Source organism: Candidatus Methylomirabilota bacterium (genome assembly GCA_003104975.1).
GTDB lineage: Bacteria > Methylomirabilota > Methylomirabilia > Methylomirabilales > Methylomirabilaceae > Methylomirabilis.
Genome location: PQAM01000014.1, coordinates 1 through 15410, shown reverse-complemented (window position 1 = coordinate 15410; position 15410 = coordinate 1). Strand labels below are relative to the sequence as shown.

Sequence of the window (15410 nt, the reverse complement as noted above, 5' to 3'; positions counted from 1 at the left end):
GGCACTCCCGCCTGACCGTGTGAAATCAGGCCAGGCTCAGGCCCCCGTTAAGGCCTTCGAGGGTTTCTCCCCTCGTTTCCCAATAGACTCGCCAACAGGGAGGCCTTCCAGTTTCATTCCTAAGGTTAATCCCATACCGGCAAGGATCTCTTTGATCTCATTCAGCGACTTCCGACCGAAATTTTTGGTCTTCAACATCTCGGCCTCGCTCTTGACGACCAACTCATAGATATATCGAATCTCCGAGTGCTTCAAGCAATTGGCAGATCGCACCGAGAGCTCCAGCTCATCGACACTTCGATTCAGGTTGTCCAGAAGCTGCTTCTTGGCCTCGTCGATGACAATCCCCTCACCCTCCGGCTCCTCTTCAAAGTTGGTGAATATGCCAAGGTGATCCTTGAGGATCTTGGCGGCATAGGCGATCGCATCACGAGGCAGGATACTGCCGTCGGTCCAGACTTCCATAGTCAGTTTGTTGTAGTCGGTGATCTGGCCGACACGGGTGTCTTCAACGAGGAAATTGACCTTCCGGATCGGGGAAAAGATAGAGTCTATCGCGATGACATCAACCGGTTGGCCCTCCCGCTTGTTACGCTCGGCCGGAGCATAGCCTCGGCCATGGCGTACCTCCAGCTCCAACTCAAGTTTGCCATCCTGCTCCAAGGTTGCAATGTGCCGATCAGGATTCAAGATCTCGACGTCGGGATCCGGTGTGATATGTTCGGCTCGAATTTCGCCCTCTGAAAACGCCTTCAGGTGCAGGGTCTTCGGCTGGTCCACGTGAAGCCGGAATCGTAGACCCTTGAGGTTCAGGATGATATCGGTCACATCCTCCTTCACCCCTGGAATGGTCGAAAACTCGTGCAGCGCCCCGGCGATTCGAACGGTCGTGACCGCAGCCCCCTCAATGGCAGAGAGGAGAATACGCCGAAGCGCGTTCCCAATGGTCAATCCAAACCCACGCTCGAAGGGTTCCGCATAAAACTTGCCGTATGTGCTCGTCAGAGACTCCAGCTCGCAGTCCAGCCGCTTGGGCTTCTGGATGCTTTTAAACTTCTGGATCATCAAAACCTCCCACGCCCACCATTATTTGGAGTACAGCGCGACGATCAACTGTTCCTCCACGGGGATAGCGATCTCCTCCCGGGATGGCATCGATCGGACAGTCCCTTTCATGTTCGTCGCATCAAGCTCCAGCCAACTCGGCAACCCACGCCGCTTGGCCCCTTCAAGAGCCGCCTGAATGGCCGACATTTCGCGACTCTTGGGACGGACCTCGATGATGTCACCCGGACGCACCCGGTAGGACGCAATGTCCGTTTTTCGCCCATTGACGATGATGTGACCGTGAGTGATCAATAGCCGCGCCTGTGCGCGGGATGCGGCAAATCCAAGACGATGAACCACACTATCCAGTCGCTGCTCCAGAATCCTGACGAGGTTTTCACCGGTAATCCCACTCTGTCGCTCGGCCAGACGGAAATATTTCCGGAACTGGGTTTCCAGGACGCCATAGATTCGGCGCATCTTCTGCTTTTCGCGGAGTTGCCGGCAGTAGTCGGACACCTTGGTCCGTCGCTGGCCATGCATACCGGGAGCGTAGTTACGCTTCTCGATCGCGCAGTTGGCGGAGAAACATCGATCCCCCTTCAAAAACAGCTTCATCCCCTCGCGTCTACAGAGCTTACACACGGGATCCCGATATCTAGCCACGAACATCTCCCTCCAGAATGACCGGATGATAGTGATATATCGATGCGGACAGGGGCGTCATACACGTCTCCGTTTCGACGGTCTGCAACCGTTGTGCGGAATCGGCGTGACGTCCTTAATGGCGACAATCTCCATACCCGCGGCCTGCAAGGCTCGAATGGCTGCCTCTCGACCCGCACCCGGACCCTTCACATAGACCTTGACCTCTTTCATACCATGGCCCATCGCCTTCTGGGCGGCGCTGTCCGCAGCCCTCTGTGCGGCAAATGGCGTACTCTTGCGCGATCCCTTGAACCCCACCGAACCGGCGCTTGCCCAAGCCACGACGTTGCCCGTCACATCGGTGATGGTGACGATGGTATTGTTGAACGTCGCCTGGACGCACGCAATCCCGTGCGCGATATTCTTGGTCTCTCTCCTGCCCCCCGATCGTCCTGCCGAACGTCTCGGTTTTGCCTCTTCCGCCATTCTTCCTCCAGTCGCTGAGTGATCGGGAATCAGCCGGCCACCCGACCTGACTATGTTTTCTTACTCTTCGCGCCGACCGTCCGACGAGGACCCTTGCGGGTCCGGGCGTTGGTACTGGTTCGCTGGCCGCGAACCGGGAGACCCCGCCGGTGCCTGAGGCCGCGGTACGCGCCGATATCCATGAGCCGCTTGATATTCATGGAGACCTCGCGCCTCAGGTCTCCTTCCACCCTATAGTTGCCCTCAATGGTTCGCCGCAGCTTCGTAATCTCTTCCTCGGTCAGATCCTTGACGCGAACATCCGGGCTCACCCCTGAGTCCCGCAAGATCTTGTAGGAAGCCGAGCGGCCTATACCATAGATATAGGTCAGCGCAACCTCGAGTCGTTTTTCTCTCGGAAGGTCTACCCCGGCGATACGTGCCATACGTGTCCTCAACAACAGCTTTCAGCTGACAGCTCACAGCGAAAGGCTGCCCGAAAACCAGCTATCCTTGTCGTTGTTTGTGCCGCGGATTTTCACACACAACCCGTAGCACCCTCTTACGTCGGACGATCTTGCACTTCTCACAGATCGGTTTGACTGATGCTCGAACCTTCATCGCGCCCCGCCTCCCACCCTCCGCTCACACCTTACTTATAGCGGTAAATGATCCGCCCTCGAGTCAGGTCGTATGGAGAGAGCTCCACGATAACCTTGTCTCCCGGCAGTATTCGAATAAAATGCATGCGCATCTTACCGGAGATATGCGCCAACACCTTGTGTCCCGTTTCCAGCTCTACCCGAAACATCGCATTCGGCAAAGGCTCGATAACGGTCCCCTCAACCTCAATCGCCTCTTCCTTCGGCATCAGCGACCCGCACCTTCAACGGCCTCGTATTCGGCGAAGTCGGTCAACACCTGCGCGCCAGCCTCGGTGAGCGCAACAGTATGCTCGAAATGGGCCGACAGCGACCGGTCGCATGTGATGGCCGTCCAGTGATCATCAAGGATCATCACATCCGAGGTCCCGACATTCGCCATCGGCTCAATGGCAAGCACCAACCCGGGTTTCAGGACAGGGCCTTGGGCCGGCGGTCCGAAGTTCGGGATCTGCGGTTCCTCGTGTAGCGACCGGCCGATCCCGTGACCAACAAACAGGCGAACAACCGAAAAGCCCTGGGCCTCGAGCGTAGACTGTACGGTATGCGAGATATCCGAGAGGTGATTGCCGGACCGTACGACCGCCGTCGCCCTCGTCAGCGCGCCTCGAGTTGCCGCGATCAAACGCTCGGCCTCTGCGGATACCCGTCCCACAGGAACCGTCACGGCAGCATCCCCGTAATACCCATCAACGACCACTCCCAGATCCAGGCTTATAATATCACCCTCCTTCAGCCGCCTCGCCGACGGGAACGCGTGCACCACCTGCTCATTGACGGACGCGCAGAGCGTATAGGGATAGCCGCGATAGCCCTTAAACGCCGGCTTTCCCCCTCGCCTCAGGATATACGCCTCTGCAAACCGATCCAACTCGAGGGTCGTCAGTCCCGGCTCTATCAGTGCCGTCAGCCTGCTCAACGTTTCGGCGACGATCCGACTGCTCTTCCGCATCAGATCGATTTCCCACGGGGCCTTCAGGATCATCATCGCCGTACTACCGAATCCCCAGGACCTGATCGATGCGCTGAGCGATCTCCTCAATCGTCCCATGACCGTCGATGCGTCTCAGTAGCCCTAACTTCTCGTAATAGGCAATCAGCGGCTCGGTCTGCTCCCGGTGGACCCTGAGTCGATGACGGATCGTATCCTCCCTGTCGTCGTCCCGTTGAAAGAGCGGCCCCCCACAATGGTCGCACAACCCGGACCGCACCGGCGGCCGTGTATCAACGTGGAACATCGACCCACAGGTCCGACAAATTCGACGGCCGGCAAGCCGTCTGACCAAGTCATCCTCGGATACCTCCATGCTGATGACCCAATCGAGCGGCGCGCGCAGCAGCGCAAGAACCTCTGACAGCGCCTCAGCCTGTCGCAGCGTTCTGGGAAACCCATCCAGGATGTAACCGCTCGCGCAATCCCGCCTCTTCAACCGCTCTTCGATGATCCCGATGACGATACCGTCAGGGACGAGCGCTCCCCGCGCCATAATCGACTTCGCCGTCCGGCCCAATTCTGAGCCATCATCAACGGCTTGCCGCAGGAGATCGCCGGCAGAGACGTGCACGGCGTCACACTTGGCCGTCAGCAGCCTGGCTTGTGTCCCCTTGCCAGCGCCCGGCGGTCCCAGGAGGACAAGCCGCATGGCCGACTACCCCAGCCTGCCCTTAATTCGAGTCTTCTTGAGAAATCCCTCATAGTTTCGCATGAGCAGGTGCGACTCCACCTGCTGTACGGTATCCAGTGCAACACCAACGACGATCAAGAGGGAGGTGCCGCCAAAGAAGAAGGGGACGTTCATCGTTGTAATCAACAGTTCCGGAAGAATGGAGATGAGCGTCAGATAGATGGCCCCCACCAGCGTGATCCTATCCAGCACCTTTTCGATAAATTCCGCTGTCCTAGCACCCGGACGGATCCCAGGGATAAATCCCCCATACTTTCTCATATTATCAGCAACGTCGGTGGGATTAAAGACAATCGCCGTATAAAAATAGGTAAAGAAGATAATGGCAACCGCATACAGCACGGTGTAGAGGATGGTCGCCGGGGAAAGCGCCCGGGCGATCGCCTGCATCCAGGGATGATTGAAAAATTGGGCGATGGTCGCGGGAAATACGATGATGGAGGCCGCAAAGATCACCGGGATGACCCCGGCCGTGTTGATCCGTAGCGGGATATGCGTGCTCTGACCCCCGTAGATTCGACGGCCGACCACCCGTTTGGCATACTGTACAGCAATCGGCCTCTGGCCGAGGGTCATGATAATGACGCCGGCCACCACGAGCACCATCACGATCAGCACAAGCAGCAACGATACGACATTCAGCTCGCCCGTCGTCAGCAGCCGCCAGGTGTTCACAATCGCCTCGGGAACCCGGACGATGATGCCGGCAAAGATGAGAAGTGAGATTCCGTTGCCGATCCCCCGCTCGGTGATCTGCTCGCCCAGCCACATGAGGAAGATCGCGCCGGTAGTCAGCGTGATCGTGGTCAACAGGCGAAAGCCGATCCCGGGATTCATCACGATCTGCTCGCCGATCGGACTTTGCATACTTTCAAGACCGATGGCGATCCCCATCGCCTGAATCGCCGCCAGCAAGACAGTGCCGTAGCGCGTATATTGAGAGATCTTCTTTCGCCCCTGCTCCCCCTCTTTGCTCAGCTTCTCCAACGGAGGAAAGACCACGGCAAGGAGCTGGAGGATGATCGACGAGCTGATATACGGCATGATGCCCAGCGCAAGGATGCTGAGTCGCCGCAGCGCACCGCCGGAGAAGAGGTCGAAGAAGCCGAGGAGCGTTCCGCCGGCCTGCTGAAAAAATGACGACAACGCGTGCGCATCGATGCCGGGCGTCGGAATGTGGGATCCGATCCGGTATGCAATCAGCGCGAGGGCGGTGAAGATGATTCGCTTCTTGAGCTCGGGAACTCTGAAGATATTGCCGACGCCATCCATCAGGCGATGACCTCGACCTTTCCACCGCTGGCGACGATCTTCTCGATCGATCGCTTGGAGAACTTATGGGCGGCAACGCTAAGAGGTTTGCTGAGTGTCCCTTCGGCCAGCACCTTGAGCCCCGCCCCCAGATCCTTGATCAGCCGTCTCTCTTGCAACAGCCCGGGGGTCACGTGTGTTCCGGCCTCAAAGCGCTCGAGATCTTTCACGTTCACGGTCGCGTAGACCTTCTTAAATCGATTGGTAAAACCCCGCTTTGGGACACGGCGATGCAGCGGGAGCTGCCCGCCTTCGAACCATGGGTGGATATGAGCGCCAGATCGCGCCTTCTGCCCCTTTTCACCCCTACCGGATGTCTTGCCGTGGCCGGAGCCGGTTCCACGGCCGACACGCTTTCGGCGTCTGGTCGCCCCCGCCGGCGGCTTTAACTCGTGCAGCCTCATCCCCTCTCCTCGCTTTCAACCTGCTGCACATCCACTAGGTGGACCACCTTCCTGATCATCCCCCGAATGATCGGGGTGTCGGCGCGAACCACAGACTGATTGATTCGACGCAACCCCAGCCCGCTCAGCACCCGACCCTGGTGCGCCGGGTGGCCGATCTTGCTTTTCCGCAGGATAATTCGCAAACCTTTATCCATCCTATGCCCCTTGGGCAGCCAGCCCTTCCTGACGTATGCCTCGCGTACGCACGACGTCTTCAGGCGCGCGAAGCGACTGAAGCCCCCTCAATGTCGCCTTCACGACGTTGTGAGGGTTATCGGATCCCAGTGATTTCGACAGGACATCACGAACGCCGGCGGCCTCCAACACGGCACGAGCCGCTCTGCCCGCGACAACCCCGGTGCCTTGCGAGGCCGGCCTCAGCATAACCCGACTCGACCCGAACCGTCCCACGACCTCGTGAGGAATGCTCGTCTGCATCAGCGCGATACCGACCAAATCCTTCTTCGCTGCCTCGATCCCCTTTCGAATCGCCTCCGGCACCTCGTGCGCTTTGCCCAGTCCGATGCCGACGTGTCCGCTCTGATCGCCCACCACGACAAGGGCGCTGAAGGTGAACCGTCGTCCCCCTTTAACCACCTTCGCGACCCGGTTAATGTGGACGATACGCTCGGCCAGGTTCAGCGAGTCAGCTTTAATCGGCTTCAACTCTTCTCCTTCTCTCTTCCAGTGTGCAGTTAGTTTTTAGTTTTCAGGCACTCACCACTCAAAACTAAAAACTCTATCAGATCTTCACGCCCTTGTCCCCAAGGCCGTCGGCCAATGCCTTCACGCGGCCGTGAAATTTAAATCCGCCACGATCGAATACGACCCGTGAGATGTGCGCCGCAAGCGCCTTGCTCCCCAGGAGCTCGCCGACCAACCGGGCGACAGCCGTCTTATTCCCCACGCGACCCTTTTCTCGAATCTCCTTCGAGAGGGTGGAGGCGGCGGCGAGCGTCTTGCCCTGCTCGTCGTCAACGATCTGGGCATAAATATGACGAGCGCTCCTGAACACGCAGAGTCGCGGACAGGCGGCGCTGCCGACAACGCGCTTCCTGATTCGGCGATGACGACGCAACCGACGTTGCTGTTTGGCTTCGTGACTGATCAACTCAACCCCTCCCACAAACGCGGGCGATCATCTATGCGCCGGCCTTTCCGGCCTTACGACGAATGCGCTCGCCCGCGTACTTGACCCCCTTGCCCTTATACGGTTCAGGCGGCCTGAGACTCCGAAGCTTGGCGGCAACCGCACCGACCTGTTGTTTATCCGATCCGGAGATCGTCACGAGATTCTGGCCCTCCACCGATACATTGATCCCCTCAGGCAGAGGATAGATGAGCGGATGCGAATACCCCAGCGTCAGAGAAAGGTTTCGTCCCTGGACCGAGGCCCGATAGCCGACCCCAACCATCTCCAGTTTCTTTTCGAATCCCTTCGTCACGCCCTCGATCATATTGGCGATCAGCGTCCGGGTCAGACCGTGAAGCGACCGATGCAGTTTATTGTCCGAGGGTCGCACACAGTGAAGCTGGTTATCCTCCACCCTCACTCCCATCGAGGGGTGGAGACGCATCGACAACTTCCCCTTCGGTCCCTGGACCGCAATATGACCCCCTGCAATCTCTACCTTCACCTGATCCGATAACGGGATCGGCTTCTTTCCGATTCGTGACATACCCTATCCGTTTCCTTTAGAATCACGCGCGGCGCGGGCTCTGGTCGTTCCGCGGCGCCCCGTCACCAGACCGGCCGACGACCTCGCATTTACCACGCGTAACAGAGGACCTCGCCGCCCACACCACGTTCTCTGGCTGAACGTCCTGTCATGATTCCCTGCGAGGTCGACAGGATGGCCACGCCCAGACCGTTCATGACCCGCGGCAGCCGCCTCGAGGTCGCATACACTCGTAGCCCCGGTCGGCTCACCCGCTGAAGCCCGCTGAGGATCCGCTGGTCGCCGGCACCATATCGAAGGTCAATCCGAAGTACTCGATGACCGTCGATGTCGAGGACCTTAACGTTCTTAATGTACCCCTCTGCCCGCAGGACCTTGGCAATCTCAACCTTGACCCTGGAGATGGGGATATGAACCTTGTCATGGGCGGCTGCATTGGCGTTCCTCAGCCTGGTCAGCATGTCAGCGATGGGATCGGTCATCATAATCGAGTAGCTCCACCTTCTCCGTTGAACGTTTGATGTCTCTTTCAGAAATGCTTACGCCCTGTCTCGAGCGCGCGTACGCACCTACCAACTGGCCTTAATGACGCCGGGGACCTCACCTCTGAGCGCCAGATCTCGAAAACAGATTCGGCACATCTCGAACTTCCTGAGGTAGCCGCGCGGTCGCCCACAGATACGACAACGGTGATACCGGCGCACCTTGAATTTCGGTTCACGCTGACTTTTTACGATCAGCGACGTCTTCGCCATATTCGGCTCCCAAGCTGTCAGCCGTCAGCCCTCAGCTTGCTGCTGAACACTGATTGCTGAGTGCTGTTCTGTATTAACTCTTCTGAAAGGGAAATCCCAAATGCTCCAAGAGCGCACGCGCCTGTTCGTCGGTCTTGGCCGACGTCTCGATGGCGATATCCATACCCCGGACGGCCTCGACCTTGTCGTACTGGATCTCGGGAAAGATGAGCTGCTCTTTGACCCCAAGATTATAATTACCGCGACCGTCGAACGACTTGGCGGGAACACCGCGGAAGTCCCGAATTCGCGGAAGCGCGACATTGACGAATCGATCGAGAAACTCATACATCCGATCCCCGCGCAGCGTCACCTTACAGCCGATAGGAACCCCGGTCCGCAGTTTGAACCCGGCCTCTGATTTTTTGGCGCGTGTGACAACCGGCTTTTGCCCGGTAACAGCCGAGAGCTCCTCAACGGCGGCGTCGATCACCTTGACATTGGCCACGGCCTCCCCGAGTCCCATATTGATGACGACCTTCGACGGGCGGGGCACCTGCCAGATGTTCTGCAGCCGGAATTGCTTCATCAGGGCGGGTGCAATCACCGCATGATAGCGTTCGCGGAGTCGCGGCATCGCACGAGGCTCGGTCCGGGATTCCGTCGCGCCCGATTTCGCTGTCCTCTTCGTTTTCGCCCCTTGCGTCATTATCCTTCCCCTACTCGATGCCTTCGCCGCACTTCTTGCACACCCGCACCTTTCGACCATCAGCGAGTCGGCTGAAACCGACGCGCACGGCACGATCACACTTGTTGCACACCAGCATCAGATTCGACGCGTGAATAGGATTCTCTCGCTCGAGGATCCCTCCCTGCTTGGAGCCATGTCCCGGCTTGGTGTGGCGCTTCACCATATTGACTTTCTCCACGACAGCCCGCATGGTCTTGGGAATCACCCTCACGACCTTGCCCTGCTTGCCCTTGTCTTTTCCGGCAATCACGGCGACCAGATCGTTTTTCTTGATCGGAAGCCCCTGTCCCACCGCCATCATACCCTCACAGACCGAGCTGACCATCGTCAGCCGTTAGCTATCCCCTATCAGACCACCTCTGGCGCCAGGGAGATAATCTTCATAAACCGCGCTTCACGCAGCTCCCTGGCCACCGGCCCGAAAATTCGCGTCCCGACCGGGTTATTCTGTTCGTTGAGGAGCACCGCAGCGTTCCGATCAAATTTGATGTATGAGCCGTCCGGACGTCGCAGCTCTTTCGACGTCCTGACCACCACCGCCTTCACGACATCGCCTTTCTTCACCGACCCTTCCGGGATCGCCTCCTTGACATTCGCGACGATCACATCGCCCAGACGGGCATACCGCTTTCCGGATCCTCCCAGCACCTTGATCAGAGAGATCCGCTTGGCGCCGGAATTATCGGCCACCTCCATAATTGTCCGTAAGCCGATCACGATTCTTCACCTATCACGCTTCGATCAGGGGTTAGAGGTTAGGGGGTGGTTGCTCAGAGAGCTGCCTTTTCCAGGATTTCTGTGACGCGCCAATGCTTCTCTTTGCTCAGAGGGCGCGTCTCCATGATGGCAACCCTGTCGCCTACCCCGCACCGATTGTCCTCGTCGTGGGCCTTGAACCTGGTCCGGCAACGGACCATCTTGCCGTAGGCCCCGTGACGCACAAGGCGCTCGACCATAATGACGACCGTCTTGTGCATCTTATTGCTGACCACGACCCCAACCAGGGCTTTCCGACGACCCCGCTTTTTTTGTTCGGTCATGGCGTTCGCTCCACCGCTGCTGCTGCCTGTTTGCGCATGGACTCTCCCCGCACCGTCTCCCCGACGGCGATCTCCCGACGCAGTTGACGGATACGGGCCGGGTTTTCGAGCGGCGTGACCGCCGCGCGCAGCTTTAACTTCAACAGTTCATCCCTGATCTCGCGGAGCTTGTGTTCCAACTCCACCGCGCTCAGTCCACGGAACTCCTTCGCATCCATCCTCGCCCTCAACTCACCGCCATCGTCCGCGATACGAACCGCGTGGCAATGGGCAGTTTATGTGCGGCCAGACGCATAGCCTCCTTGGCGGTGCTCTCCGTCACCCCTTCCATCTCACAGAGGACGCGACCGGGCTTGACCACTGCGACCCAGCCTTCCGGTGCTCCCTTTCCCTTACCCATCCGCGTCTCGGCGGGCTTCTTTGTAATGGGTTTATCGGGAAAGATCCGGATCCACACCTTGCCGCCCCTCTTGATATGGCGCGTAATGGCCCGACGGGCGGCCTCAATCTGGCGATTGGTGATCCACGCCGCCTCAAGCGCCTTCAGGCCGTATTCACCGAACGCCAACGTCGACCCGGCGATGGCGATTCCTGATCGCCTGCCGCGGTGTTGCTTTCGAAATTTGACGCGCTTTGGTAGTAACATGCCCGTTTCCTAGCCCTGCGCGGGGTTCGGCCCGCGGGGCCGCCGCGAAGGCGCTTGCGGCATCTCCCGTTCCTGTTTGGCCGCCAGCGTCTCCGGCACCGCCTCGCCATGGTAGACCCAGCACTTGACCCCGATCAGTCCGTACGTCGTTTTGGCCTGCGTAAAACCGTAGTCGATGTCGGCTCGCAACGTATTGAGCGGCATCCGCCCCTCACGATACCATTCCCGGCGGGCAATCTCCGCCCCGGCAAGCCGGCCGGCGCAGGCGATCTGCACACCCTGGGCCCCGAGCCGCATCGACGATTGGACGGTTTTCTTCATCGCCCGCCTGAAGGCCACTCGTCGCATCAGTTGCGACGCAATCTGCTCGGCGATCAATTGCGCGTCGAGTTCCGCCCTTCGTACCTCGACGATATCCAATTGGATCGGCTTCTTGGTCATGCCCGCCAGTGCGGCCTTCAGCTTATCAACCTCGGATCCCTTTTTCCCGATGATGATCCCGGGGCGCGCGGTGTGGATGACCACTCGAATCTGATCGGCCTTGCGCTCGATGTCGATTCCCGACACCCCGGCATGATAAACCCGCTCCTTGATGAAGCGACGGAATTTCAGATCTTCATGCAAGGCGTCCGCATAGCCCTTCATGGCAAACCACCTGGACCTCCAGGGTTTAATGAGGCCAAGCCGAAATCCTACAGGGTGTACCTTCTGTCCCATCACACCTCCGCCACGTCGTTATTCACCGAACCTCGCAGAGAGCCGCCTATCCGGCATCTCCAGCGCCCGCTCGGTCACAGGGCAGCCTCTTTCTCCTTCAGCACGATCGTAATGTGACTGCTCCGCTTCTTGATCGGGTTCGCCCGTCCCATAGCACGAGGCCGGAATCGCTTGATGGTCGGGCCCTGATCGACAAAGGCCTCCTTTACGTACAGGCGATCAATATTCTTCGCTCCGTGATTATGCTGGGCATTGGCCAGGGCCGATTTGAGAATCTTCTCGATCGCCCTGGCGGCATACTTTTTCGTGTACCGCATCGTATCGAGAGCCTGACTGATACCGCGACCGCGAATCAGGTCTACGACAAGCCTCGCCTTGCGGGGCGGGATTCCTATGAAGCGGCCGACTGCGCGACATTCCATGATCGGGACGATCCTCTTTTATTTGAGTGCACTGGAGCGCGCGGTGTGCGCCCCATGCCCACGGAAGGTTCGGGTTGGAGAAAACTCGCCCAGCTTATGTCCAACCATATTCTCACTGATATAGATCGGGATAAACTTCTTGCCGTTATGAATCGCCAGCGTATGGCCGACAAACTCAGGCAGAATAACGGAGCGCCGGGACCAGGACTTGATGATCTTCTTCTCCCTGCCCTCATTCATCGCCTCGATCTTCCGGAGCAGCTTCGGGTCGACGTACGCACCCTTCTTTAATGAACGCGGCACACTAACCTCCGTTCAGTAGAGCGAATGACACCTTCCCCCTGACGCCTCATACGCGTTCCTACTTTCGGCGTTTTACAATGAAGCGATCCGAGGGTTTCCCCTTCTTTCTGGTTTTTCGCTCTAATTTTCCCCAGGGACTACAGGGATGGCGACCTCCGGACGACTTGCCCTCGCCGCCGCCCAGCGGGTGATCATGAGGGTTCATCGCGACACCGCGAACGGCCGGCCTGATTCCAAGCCAACGCGACCGCCCGGCCTTTCCCAACGATACATTTTCGTAGTCCAGGTTCCCGACCTGGCCGATGACGGCCATGCAATCCAACCGAATTCGTCTCAACTCACCGGACGGCAGCTTCACCAGGCCGTAGTCGCCCTCCTTGGCCAGAAACTGGACGCCCGATCCGGCGCTACGCGCCAGTTGAGCCCCCTTGCCGGGCTTCAGTTCGAGATTATGAAGCGTCAGCCCGACCGGAATGACGCGCAAGGGTAGGGCGTTACCGACCTTGATCTCGGCGTCCGGACCGGACATCACGCGCTCGCCGACCTGAAGTCCGACCGGCCCGACGATATATCGCTTCTCTCCATCGGCATAGTGAAGAAGGGCGATACGCGCCGATCGGTTCGGATCGTACTCAATCGACGCCACCGTAGCCGGAATCCCGAGTTTATTGCGCTTAAAGTCGATCAGTCGATATTGTCGTTTGTGGCCGCCTCCGCGATGCCGCACTGTGAGGCGGCCGGCGCTGTTCCGACCTCCGCTTTTTCTCAGCGGTCGGAGCAGCGCCTTCTCCGGAAGGGCTTTCGTAACGTCGGCATACTCCAGAACCGTCTGGAAGCGCCGGCCTGCTGATGTCGGATTATACGCACGAATCGGCATTTATGCCCCCTCAAAGAACTCGATGGTTTGCCCTTCTTTCAGGGACGCCACCGCCTTTTTCCAGTCGGAGGTGCGGCCGACAAAACGGCCTAGTCGCTTTCGCTTCCCTTTGACGGACAGCGTTCGTACATGCAGCACCGTAACCCGAAACAGCGATTCGATCGCACGTTTAATCTCGATCTTATTGGCGTCTCGGGCTACTTCGAACAGGTACTGGTTCGTCCGGTCCCGTAAATCCGTCCCCTTCTCGGTAATGAGCGGACGGCGAATGATCTGGTAGACCTCTTTCATGGCCTCCACGCCTCTTCGACTGCACTGAGCGCGCCTCTGGTCATCACGAGGGTATCATGTCTCAGGATGTCGTATACGTTCAGCCCATCCAGCGATAACAGGGTCAGACCAGGAAGATTCCGGCAGGACTTGGCGGTCGCCTCTTCTCGCTGAACCTGTTCGGTCACGATCAGTGCGCGACCCTGGACTCCTAATCGCTCCAGGAGCGCCTTAAAGGCCTTGGTGCTTGGTTCTTCCAGTAACAGGCTATCAACGACCACAAACTGCCCGGCGCGAACCTTCTCAGAGAGCGCAGCCCGAAGGGCGGCCGCCCGTACCTGACGCGGTACGACGTACCCGTAACTCCGCGGATGCGGACCGAATACCGTTCCGCCACCCCGCCACACCGGCGAGCGTCGGGTTCCCGATCGTGCCCGTCCGGTCCCCTTTTGCTTCCACGGTTTCTTGCCGCCACCGCGAACGTCCGACCGTGTACGAGTGGAAGCCGTTCCCTGACGACGGTTTGCGAGTTGCATCTTGACGACGTTATGCACGAGATGTGCGGCGATGGGCGCACCGAACACGGCCTCACCCAAAGCCATCTCTGTCTTGACGCCGTTCGCGTCTACTGCCTGGACTATCACCGACATCGCCTTAGCCTCGCTTGTAGATCGTTACCAGACCGCCAGCCGGTCCGGGTATCGCACCCTTCACCAGTACCAGGTTTTGTTCAGGCAGGACCTTGACAACCCTGAGTCCCCTGACGCTGGCCGTATCCGTACCCATTCGTCCGGGCATATGGTGTCCCTTGAAAACCCTTGACGGGAACGATGATGCGCCGATCGACCCGGGGGCTCGGTGGAACATTGAGCCGTGTGTCTCCGGACCGCCGAGATAACCCCACCGTTTGACCCCACCCTGAAAACCCTTGCCCTTCGTTACACCGGTAACCTGGACCTCTTCTCCAGGCTCGAAGAGCTCGACCGTCAGCACCTGGCCGACGGTATATGTCGAACTATCGCGAGCCTCAAGTCGGAACTCCCGCAAGTGCTTCTGAGGAGCTACCTTGGCCTTTTCAAAGTGCCCCTTCATCGGCTTCGTCACCGCCCTGGTCTTCCGCTCAGCGCGGTAGCCGATCTGAATCGCCTCGTAGCCGTCGGCCCCCGTCGTCCGCCTCTGAACGATTGGGCATGGTCCCGCCTCGATGACCGTCACGGGAACCGCGTTTCCGGCATCGTCAAACAGGTGAGTCATGCCCACCTTTTTACCAAGTAATCCGATACTCATCGTCATTGACCCTGAGCTCTTAGCTGTCAGCTATCAACAGTAAGCTGAAAGCTCATAGCTGATGGCTGTTTTTAGAGCTTAATCTCCACGTCGACCCCGGCCGGCAGGTCCAGTCGCATCAAGGCGTCGACGGTCTGAGGCTGCGCATCCAGTATGTCCATCAGTCGAAGATGGGTCCGGATCTCAAACTGTTCCCGCGACTTCTTGTCGATGTGCGGCGAACGCAGCACGGTAAAACGACTGATCTTCGTCGGCAGAGGAATCGGCCCGGATACCCGGGCGCCCGTTCGTTGGGCAGTATTCACAATCTCCTTGGCCGACTGATCCAGAATGCGATGATCGTAGGCCTTCAACCTGATTCGTATTCGCTGATTTTCCATAAGTCCAGTTTTCAACCCCCTACTCCAGTACCTCGCTCAC

At 58.6% G+C, this 15410-nt stretch carries 30 protein-coding genes; all 30 read right to left on the bottom strand.

The genetic code is table 11. The features are described from left to right. Positions 1–36 precede the first annotated feature (36 nt). Positions 37–1065, bottom strand: coding sequence for a DNA-directed RNA polymerase subunit alpha (locus C3F12_11090; protein ID PWB44245.1), 1029 nt, complete (start codon positions 1063–1065; stop codon positions 37–39). A gap of 21 nt (positions 1066–1086) precedes the next feature. Next, a complete protein-coding gene (locus C3F12_11085; GenBank protein PWB44328.1) occupies positions 1087–1713 on the bottom strand; it encodes a 30S ribosomal protein S4 in 627 nt (208 codons plus the stop codon). A gap of 57 nt (positions 1714–1770) precedes the next feature. Beyond that, positions 1771–2181 (bottom strand): 30S ribosomal protein S11, encoded by a 411-nt coding sequence (locus tag C3F12_11080; protein ID PWB44244.1) that lies wholly within the window; start codon positions 2179–2181, stop codon positions 1771–1773. A gap of 50 nt (positions 2182–2231) precedes the next feature. Next, on the bottom strand, positions 2232–2606 hold the full coding sequence (locus C3F12_11075) for a 30S ribosomal protein S13 (GenBank protein PWB44243.1): 375 nt from the start codon (positions 2604–2606) through the stop codon (positions 2232–2234). Between the two features lie 61 nt (positions 2607–2667). Next, positions 2668–2781: a 50S ribosomal protein L36 gene (rpmJ, locus tag C3F12_11070; protein ID PWB44242.1), complete on the bottom strand. Its 114-nt coding sequence runs from the start codon at positions 2779–2781 to the stop codon at positions 2668–2670. Between the two features lie 31 nt (positions 2782–2812). Further along, complete coding sequence (locus C3F12_11065) at positions 2813–3031, bottom strand: translation initiation factor IF-1 (GenBank protein ID PWB44241.1); 219 nt, start codon at positions 3029–3031, stop codon at positions 2813–2815. After that, a complete protein-coding gene (map, locus tag C3F12_11060; GenBank protein PWB44240.1) occupies positions 3031–3810 on the bottom strand; it encodes a type I methionyl aminopeptidase in 780 nt (259 codons plus the stop codon). The genes C3F12_11065 and map overlap by 1 nt, the downstream gene beginning before the upstream one ends. Before the next feature lie 7 nt (positions 3811–3817). After that, positions 3818–4465, bottom strand: coding sequence for an adenylate kinase (locus tag C3F12_11055; protein ID PWB44239.1), 648 nt, complete (start codon positions 4463–4465; stop codon positions 3818–3820). A 6-nt stretch (positions 4466–4471) separates the two neighbouring features. Further along, a complete protein-coding gene (locus tag C3F12_11050) occupies positions 4472–5782 on the bottom strand; it encodes a preprotein translocase subunit SecY (GenBank protein PWB44238.1) in 1311 nt (436 codons plus the stop codon). Beyond that, positions 5779–6222: a 50S ribosomal protein L15 gene (locus tag C3F12_11045; GenBank protein PWB44237.1), complete on the bottom strand. Its 444-nt coding sequence runs from the start codon at positions 6220–6222 to the stop codon at positions 5779–5781. Before C3F12_11045 ends, C3F12_11050 begins: the two co-directional genes overlap by 4 nt. Beyond that, entirely contained in the window at positions 6219–6419 is a 201-nt protein-coding gene (locus tag C3F12_11040; protein ID PWB44236.1) for a 50S ribosomal protein L30, read from the bottom strand. The genes C3F12_11045 and C3F12_11040 overlap by 4 nt, the downstream gene beginning before the upstream one ends. Before the next feature lies 1 nt (position 6420). Beyond that, positions 6421–6930: a 30S ribosomal protein S5 gene (locus tag C3F12_11035; GenBank protein PWB44235.1), complete on the bottom strand. Its 510-nt coding sequence runs from the start codon at positions 6928–6930 to the stop codon at positions 6421–6423. A 76-nt stretch (positions 6931–7006) separates the two neighbouring features. Beyond that, positions 7007–7375 (bottom strand): 50S ribosomal protein L18, encoded by a 369-nt coding sequence (locus tag C3F12_11030; protein ID PWB44327.1) that lies wholly within the window; start codon positions 7373–7375, stop codon positions 7007–7009. A 31-nt stretch (positions 7376–7406) separates the two neighbouring features. Then, complete coding sequence (locus C3F12_11025) at positions 7407–7943, bottom strand: 50S ribosomal protein L6 (GenBank protein ID PWB44234.1); 537 nt, start codon at positions 7941–7943, stop codon at positions 7407–7409. Between the two features lie 89 nt (positions 7944–8032). Then, positions 8033–8428, bottom strand: coding sequence for a 30S ribosomal protein S8 (locus C3F12_11020; GenBank protein PWB44233.1), 396 nt, complete (start codon positions 8426–8428; stop codon positions 8033–8035). Positions 8429–8512: 84 nt separating this feature from the next. Next, on the bottom strand, positions 8513–8698 hold the full coding sequence (locus C3F12_11015; GenBank protein PWB44232.1) for a type Z 30S ribosomal protein S14: 186 nt from the start codon (positions 8696–8698) through the stop codon (positions 8513–8515). 73 nt (positions 8699–8771) lie between these two features. Continuing rightward, positions 8772–9314, bottom strand: coding sequence for a 50S ribosomal protein L5 (locus tag C3F12_11010; GenBank protein PWB44326.1), 543 nt, complete (start codon positions 9312–9314; stop codon positions 8772–8774). A gap of 82 nt (positions 9315–9396) precedes the next feature. Continuing rightward, positions 9397–9729: a 50S ribosomal protein L24 gene (locus C3F12_11005; GenBank protein ID PWB44325.1), complete on the bottom strand. Its 333-nt coding sequence runs from the start codon at positions 9727–9729 to the stop codon at positions 9397–9399. A gap of 47 nt (positions 9730–9776) precedes the next feature. After that, positions 9777–10145, bottom strand: coding sequence for a 50S ribosomal protein L14 (locus tag C3F12_11000; GenBank protein PWB44231.1), 369 nt, complete (start codon positions 10143–10145; stop codon positions 9777–9779). Positions 10146–10198: 53 nt separating this feature from the next. Beyond that, positions 10199–10468: a 30S ribosomal protein S17 gene (locus tag C3F12_10995; protein ID PWB44230.1), complete on the bottom strand. Its 270-nt coding sequence runs from the start codon at positions 10466–10468 to the stop codon at positions 10199–10201. Further along, positions 10465–10686 (bottom strand): 50S ribosomal protein L29, encoded by a 222-nt coding sequence (gene rpmC / locus C3F12_10990; protein ID PWB44229.1) that lies wholly within the window; start codon positions 10684–10686, stop codon positions 10465–10467. Before rpmC ends, C3F12_10995 begins: the two co-directional genes overlap by 4 nt. Before the next feature lie 8 nt (positions 10687–10694). Further along, the gene (locus tag C3F12_10985) at positions 10695–11114 is read right to left on the bottom strand and encodes a 50S ribosomal protein L16 (GenBank protein PWB44228.1); all 420 of its coding nucleotides are present in this window, start codon (positions 11112–11114) and stop codon (positions 10695–10697) included. A gap of 9 nt (positions 11115–11123) precedes the next feature. Continuing rightward, positions 11124–11831: a 30S ribosomal protein S3 gene (locus C3F12_10980; protein PWB44227.1), complete on the bottom strand. Its 708-nt coding sequence runs from the start codon at positions 11829–11831 to the stop codon at positions 11124–11126. Between the two features lie 74 nt (positions 11832–11905). Continuing rightward, positions 11906–12253 (bottom strand): 50S ribosomal protein L22, encoded by a 348-nt coding sequence (locus C3F12_10975; GenBank protein ID PWB44226.1) that lies wholly within the window; start codon positions 12251–12253, stop codon positions 11906–11908. Positions 12254–12271: 18 nt separating this feature from the next. Then, a complete protein-coding gene (locus tag C3F12_10970) occupies positions 12272–12556 on the bottom strand; it encodes a 30S ribosomal protein S19 (GenBank protein ID PWB44225.1) in 285 nt (94 codons plus the stop codon). Between the two features lie 58 nt (positions 12557–12614). Beyond that, the gene (locus C3F12_10965) at positions 12615–13433 is read right to left on the bottom strand and encodes a 50S ribosomal protein L2 (protein ID PWB44224.1); all 819 of its coding nucleotides are present in this window, start codon (positions 13431–13433) and stop codon (positions 12615–12617) included. Then, positions 13434–13724, bottom strand: coding sequence for a 50S ribosomal protein L23 (locus C3F12_10960; GenBank protein PWB44223.1), 291 nt, complete (start codon positions 13722–13724; stop codon positions 13434–13436). After that, positions 13721–14353, bottom strand: coding sequence for a 50S ribosomal protein L4 (locus C3F12_10955; protein ID PWB44222.1), 633 nt, complete (start codon positions 14351–14353; stop codon positions 13721–13723). Before C3F12_10955 ends, C3F12_10960 begins: the two co-directional genes overlap by 4 nt. Before the next feature lie 4 nt (positions 14354–14357). Continuing rightward, complete coding sequence (locus C3F12_10950) at positions 14358–14990, bottom strand: 50S ribosomal protein L3 (protein ID PWB44324.1); 633 nt, start codon at positions 14988–14990, stop codon at positions 14358–14360. 71 nt (positions 14991–15061) lie between these two features. Continuing rightward, positions 15062–15370: a 30S ribosomal protein S10 gene (locus C3F12_10945; protein ID PWB44221.1), complete on the bottom strand. Its 309-nt coding sequence runs from the start codon at positions 15368–15370 to the stop codon at positions 15062–15064. Positions 15371–15410 lie beyond the last annotated feature (40 nt).